Genomic DNA, 10008 nt, shown 5'->3' with positions numbered 1-10008 from the left:
CCGATTTTATTTGCAAGTCCACATTTCGATTTATAAACTATTTGTAATAAAGAAGAAAAATCCTTAATTCGATTATAAAGCATTTTTAAAACAATGTGGACTATAATAAGATCACATTGGGGACAAAGTGAGGAAGAAAAAAAATATTTTAAAACCATTTTATTTTGAAAGTAGTTCACTAATAAACTAAAATATAAATACTATGGCACTTACAACAGGAAATGAGGACAAAGTAACAAAAGAGGTCGAAACCCAAACATCTAAAATTCCTTCTATTGTATTTTTAGCAGCTTCGTTAGCAGCAATGGGAATTTCAGCAGCTTTAAAATGTTGCAAAACTAAAAATGATAATACGGCACTATTCGTTGGTCAATGGGCGGCACCATTTTTACTATTGGGTATTTACAATAAGATAGTTAAAACCGAAGGACACGATTAAGATTAATACGTTTTATTGTAATGTTTTATTTTCTAGGCTGGTCAGTGTGATCAGCCTTTTTTTTTACCTTTTTCAACAAGCTATCATTTTATTGGTGCTGATTATAGTAATGATCTAATCAATTTTAACAACATCTTCAAAGTTTACACAAATGTATTGGGGAAGAATTTTATAGCGAGAACTGGAAACAATCTGAAAAGGGAGTTGGAAAAAATTTCATCCCACTGAATGTCCGAGTTGGGATAGAACTTTCACTGTAAAAAAATTATAGGTTTATCCCGGTTATAAGTTAAATACTATATTAATGAATGCGCATTCCGTCCTAATTATTTAAACTTTGGAATAAGATATAAATTACGATAGCTTCAAAAAACGGAAATTATCGGCATCGTATGGGTAGTCCGTAGTAATAAATAGGCACCATATCTTTCTAGGTACTTTATCTCCGCAGAATCTTTTTTTTAATTTTTTCGAGATTTAAATTAGTATACTTCAGAGCTTAAATCAAGATAAAAAATGACTAAAATAAAATTTCTTTTGTCAGCAGTATTTTGTTCTTTTTATCTTGTACCTTGGCAACTAAAAAAAATATAGGCACAATCCCCATAGTAGATACCAATCCTGACCGTATTGAAAACCTAATGAACAAAATAATAAACATTATTAAAGTACACATCACTCCGACCCAATTCGATACAAAGGTAAGCGTTGCAAACAACTCTTTATTTGGTGGCGCTAGTGTGGATATAATGGTTTGTTTGGATGATGAAAATTTCAGCTCTCTAAGCCATTACTTTGCCGATAAATCCAATAATTATTAAAATTTATACTAGTAGACCACAGTAAAATGGGCAATTTTCGATAGTTTTTAGTATTTTGTATCGCAATTCTTTAACTCTATCTAAATATGAAGAATCCTTTAGGCATACGAAGATTCAAGTTATTACGTTTCAAGTCGTTGCCAGGAACAATTCCTCCGATTTTATTGTTTGTATAGGAAACATAACCCGGCACTTTTTCCGTCCCTCCATAGGTGCTAATGCTATTGTTGAAGGAGGTCGCATTTTCAAAGAAATCGCGGACATTATTTTTATAGGTTTGCCCTTGTGGTCCCCAGCTCTCACCGACATTCGTACCACTGACACCTCCATTTCCCCGCCCGTAGGTATTCTGGAATTTACTGAGCAAGTTGACCTGATCTAAGGATGCACTACCATTGTAATCAATATTATACCGACCAGCCTTACCTTGTTTAGTTGTAATCAATATGGCACCATTTGCGGCCCTGCTACCGTATAGTGCAGCAGCCGAAGAACCCTTGAGCACATTGATGGATTCTATATCGTCCGGATTGATATTCGCAGCGCCATCACTCGTCCCATAATTGTAGGTTGTTCCGGTAGCTTGTTGTGCACTGGAATTATCATAAGGTACACCATCTACCACAATTAGCGCGTTGTTATTACCGGAGATGGATTTGTTGCCCCGCAACACCACTTTGGCAGAGGCACCGGGCCCCGTAGCTGCAGTCGTCACCACAGCACCAGCAACTTTACCCGTCAGACTACTCAGTACGTTGCCACTGTTGTCGTGGACATCATTGACTGCACTTCCATCCAGTTGTTGTGTCGCATAGGTCAGCCCCCTGGTCTGACGTTTGATACCCAACGCAGTAACAACCACCTCATCAATCTGTCGACTTTCTTCGTTAAGCGCAATCTGGAGATTACCGGTTGAGGGTACAGCAATTTCGATGGTCTTAAAACCAAGCAGCGAAACTTTGAGCCTGTCCCCTGCATTCGCTCTGATATTAAAATTCCCCTTTTTGTCTGTCCGTGCTGCAACAGGCATACTCAGATTAGTGATCGTTACACCTTCCAATGCGGCATGATCGGTCGCATTGGTGACACGCCCCTGTACTGTTGCAGTCTGTGCCGTAGCGAGACCTGTCCAAAGGAAGAGACAGCTCAGCATCGTGCCTACTGAAAATGTTGGATTACTGTGGATACGAACTATCATAATTTATCCATTTAGGGTTAAGATTTTTAGTTTATTCAATTGCGTTATACCCCAAAGAAAGACCTAAAAGCCTAAAAATCCAACACTTTTACCGGATAAAGTAGCGGTAACGTTATCGAAAACCACAGCCACTTTCGTACGTAACATAGCACTTAATTAGGAACACATTTCCCATCAAGCAACTCACAATATAATTTAAGAGTAATAAAAATCCACAAAAAAATGTTCACACCCTCTAAAACTTACTTTTGATTTTAAAAGTAAATATCAAGAAATAAAAATAGCTTTATGACGATGTTGAGTGTGGTTTGAAGTTTCCGCTTAACGATCAACCAATTCCTTTACAGATTCTCCATTTTGGTCGATAAATTTGGTCTCAATTTTAAACAACTGATACCACTTTCGGAACGTACCTATAAAAACAAGCAGCATCAAAAGCATAGCCAATATCGCCAATGAAGCCAATAGCAGCTGTCCCTTGGGCAAATAAATATCCATGACCTGTAGATAGCCCGCCCAAAAGGTAATTCCAGCCATAAATACTCCCGGAATTGCCGTAATTAAGGCATATTTCCCTCGATTCATCCGAATAAGCATCGTCGTACAAACAATAAGCCCACAGGCAGCTAACAGCTGGTTACTGATTCCAAACAAGGGCCAGATACTGCTTACATTTCCCGTAAAAACAAGATAGCCCCATGAAAAAGTAAAAATAGCGCTGCATAGCCAAACACCCGGTTTCCAATCCTTATCTTTGAATGCAGGAAAGATATTTCCCAGCATTTCCTGCAAAAAGAACCGTCCGACCCGCGTACCGGCATCGATAGCTGTGAGAATAAACACGGCTTCAAACATGATAGCAAAATTATACCAATAAGCCATCACATTGTCCATAAACGGAACCTTATCAAAAATATGGGCCATCCCGACAGCGAGAGACACGGCGCCCCCAGTACGGCCGTGGAGGTCTACGCCTATCCGATCTGAAAAATGCTGCAGATCTACCGCTTTTAATTCAAGATGTCGTGCCAAAAATCCTGCATAATCACCGACTGGTGTGTTGATCGCAAAATAGTCGCCCGGCAGTAAGGTACAGGCAGCGATCAATGCCATTAAAGCAACAAATCCCTCCACCAGCATTGCACCATACCCTACAAAAAGAATCTCCCTTTCGGTTCCTAGCATCTTAGGCGTAGTTCCGGTGGCAATAATCGCATGGAAACCCGAAATTGCACCGCAAGCAATCACGATAAAAATAAATGGCAGCACAGGTCCGCCGATCACAGGCCCACCACCATGGATAAAATCCGTCAGCGCTGGCATCTGTATGGTCGGATGAACAAAGACAATGCCTATGGCCAGCATCAGGATCGTACCGATCTTGAGATAGGTGGAAAGGTAATCACGTGGCACCAGAAGCAGCCAGATGGGTAAGACTGATGCTAAAAATCCGTAAACAGCAATCGCGATTGAAATGGTCTTGACATCCCAATCGAACAGGTTATGTACGCCCGGAATCTCCATCAAACGATGCCCTGCTATGATGCCAACGATCAATAAAACGCCTCCCAATACACTTGCCAACGTTACAGATCCTGTTTTATACCGCATCAAGAGTCCCATAAATATCGCAATTGGCATGGTCAGAATAATAGTAAACAGGGACCATGGAGCCTCGTGCATAGCGCTGATGCAGGCCAGTGACAGTCCGGCCAAGGTCAGGATTAGAATAAACAGAACGGCTATACCGGCTATCCCACCGACAACGCGGCCGATCTCCTTGGACGCAATGGTAGCGAGACTTTGCCCTTTGTGCCGTACGGAAGCAAACAGGACAACCATATCATGAACACCACCGCCCAAGACACAGCCGATCAAAATCCAGAGTGCCCCTGGAAGATAACCAAACTGTGCCGCCAGCACCGGGCCTACCAATGGTCCCGCTGCTGCTATTGCAGCAAAATGATGCCCAAACAAGACCTTACGATCCGTCTTAACGTAATCATGCCCATCAGCAAACTCGACTGCTGGAGTCGCTACCGCATCATTGAGCCGTAGCACTTTCTGCGCCATAAAAATTCCGTAAAAGCGGTATGCGAGCGCAAATATCAAAATCGACGCAAAAACCAGTGTGAGGGCATTCATATGATCTAAATCCATCGTATATCTAGGTCTAATTCTAGCGCAATATTATTTTTGTTCCAATACTTGTCCTGCCTTCAACAGCTGCTTTTTTAATAGCCCGTAGTCGACATGCTGCACAACAAGATCATGATCAAGTGCCAATACTGCTGCGGCACCAGCACTTTGCCCCAGCACCATAAATACGGGCTCCATACGAATGGAACCAAAGGCAATATGTGAACTCGATACGCAGACAGGGACAAGCAAATTAGTGCATTCATCGCTTTTTGGGATAATCGATCCATAGGAAATGGCATAAGGCTGGGGTACGTGAACGCCAATATCACCTTCATTTTGAACGTATCCTTCCTTGGTCACATAGCGTTGTACATTGTGGGAATCCAACGTATAGGAGCCCATGCCGATCGGATTTTCTACGCTGCTCTTCCCTAGAATATTATGTTCGGTCGTCACATATTGCCCTATCATCCGCCTTGCTTCGCGGATATACAGCTGAAAAGGCCAGTTATCGTTATCCTTAAATTCATCTTTTGCCAGCCCCCATTCGGCCATCTTTGTCCTGATTGCTGCTGGGACCGAAGGATCATTGGCCATAAAATAATACAGGCCCTGTTGATACCGGCGATGGGCATCGATAATGGATTTGCGTTCCGCATAGCTCGCTTCAGGATAGCTATAGTTCATCCCAATAAAATCGGTGCTGAACGGACCATGGTTGTTGGCATCCGTCTTATGATTGGGCACCAGATCAAATTTTTGAAAGGCTTCGTCCCAGCCGGCACGGAATAGACGTTGCAGAAGAATATAGTGCTGTGGATCGTAGCCAGCAGGCTTAGCGAAGGCCCTCCGATTTCGGGCATCATTGGTCAGGCACATCCGAAAGCAATAGGCCTGCAGCTTCTGATCTGCAGCGCCATATTCCCCGGGATCTTCTGCAGAAACGCCGAACACCAGGCCACTGCCAGGATCGCCCTCGCGTTTATAGGGGCTAATTTGCGCAATAAAGTGATGCCGGTGCTGAAAGACTCCGGTCTGTACACCGTTCCACTGCTCCCCATAAGTCTTATTGGCCTCCCGCCCGATCGTATAGCCTACTTTGGCCAGCGCCATTAGATCGCCTTCATAAGTGGCATCAATAAATATTTTTGCTTCGTAGACTGTTCCATCTAAGGTCTTAATCGATTTGATGGCTGTGGATTCTTTTTGAATGGCACTTTCCTGCCGATCTAAATATGCTCCACGGACCACATCAATCTGATGATCCCGCACCCAGGCATCAAAAATACCTTCAGCGACATGAGGCTCAAAAATCCACATTGTCCCATGCTCGCGGTCCATCGCCACAGTGCCCTGCCCCCGATTGCCAAACGACGTACGGGACTGCCAGTTCCAGCTCGATTCTTTCGAATAATGATCGTATACGTCCTGATAGAATTTTTTGGCAAGGCCACCAATAACTGCTTTATTCCCGGTATCGGTAAAGCCAAGTCCGCCCGAACTCAGACCTCCCAAATGCTGATCGGGCGATAAGATGATTACAGACTTACCGGCCTTCTTCACTTGCAATGCGGCAGTAATCGCCGCAGGAGTTCCTCCATAAACCAAAACATCTACCTTTTTGGTTACATGCTGCGCTTCTGCCTGTAGAAAAGCCAAGATAAGCACTAATTTTAATCCAATTTTGATCTTTTTCATACGTTTAATTTTGATCTGAAACGGGAACCCACAAGATGGCATTTGCTGCCAATATGCCTTTTGCCTCCGACGTAATCTCGACATAAGGGGTATTGACTCCCTTTTCAAACGCATATTCGCCGAGCGCTACCCAAGTACTTGTGGTCTGTCCCAGAATATTGACTTCCTTAAAATTTATTGTTTTTTCAATCTTTGTATTCCCTGTATGGATAATGAATGTCCCGCTCGGGGTGCTTTCGGCGGTTTTAGGAAAATAACTGTATAGCATATGTTTTCCGCCAGCAAAATCTTTGCCGGGAGTAAAACGGGCCACGGTCCCGGGGCTGCTGTCGGCTTCCTGATAACTCATACCATAACCTTTTTTTGCGGATTTACGCCAAGTTCCTTTCAACATGACCTGATCTTCATTTTCGACATGAATAATATAATCGGCCCTGCGGCCATCTGCCTTCGGGTTGTCACGCAATATTTGTTGAACGCGCGTAATATTAACATCTTGAACGGCTATTTTGTTGTCGATCGCTTGGCAAGCGGCCACAGCACCTGATTGACCCAATACCATAAATACAGGCTCCATGCGGATGGAACCAAAGGCGATGTGACTTGCCGACAGGCATACTGGAACCACAAGATTGTCGATTTCCTCTTTTTTGGGCACAATAGCCCTATAGGAAATCGGGAAGGGAGAAAATCCGCCAACCTCAACGTTACCTTCATTTTTGACCATGCCATTGACGATCACACGGTCACAATTGTGCGAGTCCATGGTGTATGCAGCATAGCCTACGCCATCGGATACTCGCGCACGCCCCTGACAGTGGTGTTGTGTCATGACGACATCAGCAATCATCCTTCGGGCTTCGCGAATATATAATTGTGGAGACCAATGGCTATTTTCGAGATATTCGTCTTTGGGGTATCCCCATTTTTTGAATTCGCTTCGGATCGCCTCTGGTACCGAACTATCGTTGGCAACAAAATATAATAAACCTTTGGTGTAATCTTCATGGGCCTTGATAATCTCTTTGCGTTCGAAATAATCGGCTTCGGGATAACGCCAGTTCATGCCAATCATATCTGTTGAAAATCCATTCCTGTTATTGATATCAGTCTTTCCATTGGGCATCAGACTCCAGATAAATACGTCCTGGATACTCTTCCAAGGCTGTATCTCCTTTTGCCTCTTTAAGAGTTCATATTTGGTTGCGTCGTAATTTTGGGGTTTGGTGATTGCGTTTCTGTTTTCAGGGACATTGGTCAATGTGATCCGATAATTATAGGCTTGAACCTTAGCATCACCCGTTCCATTTTCTTTTAAAGGCTCCGTATTGATCCCCCATAAAATACCACTCTGAGGATCACCTTTTTTCTTATAGGGATCTACACCGTCCGGAAACTGATGACCGTCAAGTAATTGCACACCATTAATTGTCTCTCCATAGGTACTATTTGACTCTCGCCCAACGTGATAGGACACACCAGCTTTGGCCATGAGGTCACCCTCGTAGCTGCAGTCCATAAACACTTTGGCACTGACAGTTGTCATTTTGCCATCCCTGTGCTCACTCGGAAGCAGTGAAATGGTTTTAATCGATCGATTGTCAGTCTTTACGGCTACCAAACGATGTCCCATTAACATTGGTGTGCCAGAATGTGCCAGATAGTCCTTAAAAATAGATTCGGCTACCTTGGGTTCAAAAATCCATTGTTCAAAACCGCCATAGTGCTTGCCCATTTTGCGATAAAAATCAAGTGCGAGCCCCGTGACGACATATTTATTTCCGATATCCGTCTGCCCCAATCCACCGGAGCTGAGCCCGCCCACCCGTGTACCAGGATCGATCAGTAGTACTGATTTTCCGGCCTGTGAAGCGGTGTAGGCGGCTATTACGCCCGCTGAGGTGGCACCATAAATACATAGATCTACCTGTCTGTCGGTTTGCCCTTTGACTAAATGCCAAAACATCGTCAAAAGTCCAAGGGTCATTAGGAGTGTCTTTTTCATCATCTTCGGATTTAATAGCCTGGATTTTGTTCCAGGTTTTTATTGGTTACAATTTCAATATTCGGGATCGGCCAAAGGTAATTCTTGCCGGGATCGAACTTGCGGAGCTCGATAACCCGCATGTCTTTCTGATTAGCGACATTTTTATAATTCACGTAATTATCTCCATCGATCGTCGGCGCATTGGCCAGCAAGCTTTTTGGAATGCGGCCATAGAGCGTCGAATTCATAAATTTATCGGCCAATTTCCACCGTCTCAAATCGACTAAGCGAAAGCCTTCATTGGCTAATTCGTAAAGTCTTTCTTTCCGTATGATCTCGCGCAGCTCAGCTTGCGTTTTATTACTCGCGATTGCCGGCATATCGACGGTAGGGCGCTGCCTGATGCTGTTGATTGCGTCATAGACGGTTTTGTCGATCGTATTGTTTTCGACCATCGCCTCGGCGTAAATCAACAACACTTCGGCATAGCGGCTCTGAATAATATTTAACTCCGATTCCATGGTAAAATCTTTGTCCTTTATATCGACATATTTTTTCCAACAATAACCAGAAAAGGTCGCATAAGCATTGATCGCATCCTGATTTTGGATACGTACTGCCGTAGATGTATTGTATGTATAATTCCAACAGGTTATACTATCCTTATGGGTCTCAAACTGAAAACCAAAAAACGTGCTACCGGGAAGTGCAATAGTATATCCCAGACGCGGATCTCGATTGGCGAATGGTTTTTTAGGATCAAATCTGGAAGATTTGTCAATGGCCAATCCGTCGGTACAGAGATAGCTATCAACAATGGATTGAGATGGGATTTTGTTGGAAGTCCCTTGCGCGTTGCGCGACAGAAATCCGCGCGTAGCACTGTGGGTCTTTGTTTTTTGCAATCGCAGATATTGAAAAGCAAAAATAATCTCCTTGGAAGCCTGCCCTTCATACGTAAATAATTGGCCGAAATCGGTGTGTAAGGCATATACGTTTAGGTCCATGACTTCTTTGGCCGAACGGGCTGCTTCTTCCCAAAGTCCGTTATTAAGTGCTGCCCGAGCACGTATGGCCAATGCTGCCCCTTTGGTTGCACGCCCAATATCTGCCGAACCATAGCTTACCGGTAAAATAGCGGCAGCTTGATCGAGTTCTTTGAGGATGAAGCTAGCAATTTCAGCCTTAGACGTTTTCGGAACGTTGGCATCAGCAAGGCTTAGGCCGCTCGTAACCAAAGGTACTCCTCCAAAGTAATCGATCAGATATTGGTAAACATAAGCCCGGATAAACTGTGTCTCGCCTTTATAACGCTGTTGGAGTTTGGCATCCATCTTTCCATCCAACTTCTGGATATTGTCCAGGATGAAATTACATTTGCCAATGACCTTATAAGAATTGGTCCAGATATTTCGAATGTAGCCATTATTGCTGTCGTGATCTCCCCTTCCCACAGCCTGTAAATCAGAGATATTACGGTCCCACCCAATATCGGTGGCATCATCAAGGGTAAGGTTAATGGGCATGTCGTCCGTGGGATGAAATGCCAGGGCACTGTACAAACCATTGACAACCAATGTCAGCTCATCCTGATTTTTGAAATAATTTTCGTCCGAAGGGCCATCCAAGGGCGATCTGTCCAAGTATTTTTCGCATGCCCCCACCAAAAGGAGAACTGCAATCGAGAGCATATATAACGCGAGTTTATTTAGAGTTTTCATAC

The 10008-nt window shown here is 43.7% G+C and carries 7 protein-coding genes; 2 read left to right on the top strand and 5 right to left on the bottom strand.

All coding sequences use genetic code 11. The features are described from left to right. Window positions 1–202: 202 nt before the first annotated feature. Window positions 203–439, top strand: a complete 237-nt coding sequence (locus tag B2107_RS21820) for a hypothetical protein (protein WP_293888430.1) — start codon at window positions 203–205, stop codon at window positions 437–439. A gap of 572 nt (window positions 440–1011) precedes the next feature. Beyond that, window positions 1012–1260: a hypothetical protein gene (locus B2107_RS21815; protein WP_293957902.1), complete on the top strand. Its 249-nt coding sequence runs from the start codon at window positions 1012–1014 to the stop codon at window positions 1258–1260. A 76-nt stretch (window positions 1261–1336) separates the two neighbouring features. On the opposite strand, the gene B2107_RS21810 is transcribed toward B2107_RS21815, so the two are convergent. The 5 genes from B2107_RS21810 to B2107_RS21790 form a co-directional block, all read right to left on the bottom strand. Further along, window positions 1337–2458, bottom strand: a complete 1122-nt coding sequence (locus B2107_RS21810) for a TonB-dependent receptor plug domain-containing protein (protein WP_293957901.1) — start codon at window positions 2456–2458, stop codon at window positions 1337–1339. A 321-nt stretch (window positions 2459–2779) separates the two neighbouring features. Beyond that, window positions 2780–4618 (bottom strand): carbon starvation CstA family protein, encoded by a 1839-nt coding sequence (locus tag B2107_RS21805; RefSeq protein ID WP_293957899.1) that lies wholly within the window; start codon window positions 4616–4618, stop codon window positions 2780–2782. A 30-nt stretch (window positions 4619–4648) separates the two neighbouring features. Then, entirely contained in the window at window positions 4649–6298 is a 1650-nt protein-coding gene (locus B2107_RS21800) for an FAD-dependent oxidoreductase (RefSeq protein ID WP_293957897.1), read from the bottom strand. A gap of 4 nt (window positions 6299–6302) precedes the next feature. Further along, entirely contained in the window at window positions 6303–8303 is a 2001-nt protein-coding gene (locus tag B2107_RS21795; protein WP_293957895.1) for an FAD-dependent oxidoreductase, read from the bottom strand. 11 nt (window positions 8304–8314) lie between these two features. Beyond that, window positions 8315–10006, bottom strand: a complete 1692-nt coding sequence (locus B2107_RS21790; RefSeq protein ID WP_293957893.1) for a RagB/SusD family nutrient uptake outer membrane protein — start codon at window positions 10004–10006, stop codon at window positions 8315–8317. Window positions 10007–10008: the final 2 nt, after the last annotated feature.

This window comes from Sphingobacterium sp. UBA7855 (assembly GCA_002500745.1).
Classification (GTDB): domain Bacteria; phylum Bacteroidota; class Bacteroidia; order Sphingobacteriales; family Sphingobacteriaceae; genus Sphingobacterium.
This window is presented reverse-complemented; position numbering and strand designations above follow the sequence as displayed.

What these genes read in the sequence shown, in the direction of transcription:
- B2107_RS21820 (WP_293888430.1), top strand. Translation starts at nt 203, where the DNA reads ATGGCACTTACAACAGGAAATGAGGACAAAGTAACAAAAGAGGTCGAA.
- B2107_RS21810 (WP_293957901.1), bottom strand. Translation starts at nt 2,458, where the DNA reads ATGATAGTTCGTATCCACAGTAATCCAACATTTTCAGTAGGCACGATG.
- B2107_RS21805 (WP_293957899.1), bottom strand. Translation starts at nt 4,618, where the DNA reads ATGGATTTAGATCATATGAATGCCCTCACACTGGTTTTTGCGTCGATT.
- B2107_RS21800 (WP_293957897.1), bottom strand. Translation starts at nt 6,298, where the DNA reads ATGAAAAAGATCAAAATTGGATTAAAATTAGTGCTTATCTTGGCTTTT.
- B2107_RS21795 (WP_293957895.1), bottom strand. Translation starts at nt 8,303, where the DNA reads ATGAAAAAGACACTCCTAATGACCCTTGGACTTTTGACGATGTTTTGG.
- B2107_RS21790 (WP_293957893.1), bottom strand. Translation starts at nt 10,006, where the DNA reads ATGAAAACTCTAAATAAACTCGCGTTATATATGCTCTCGATTGCAGTT.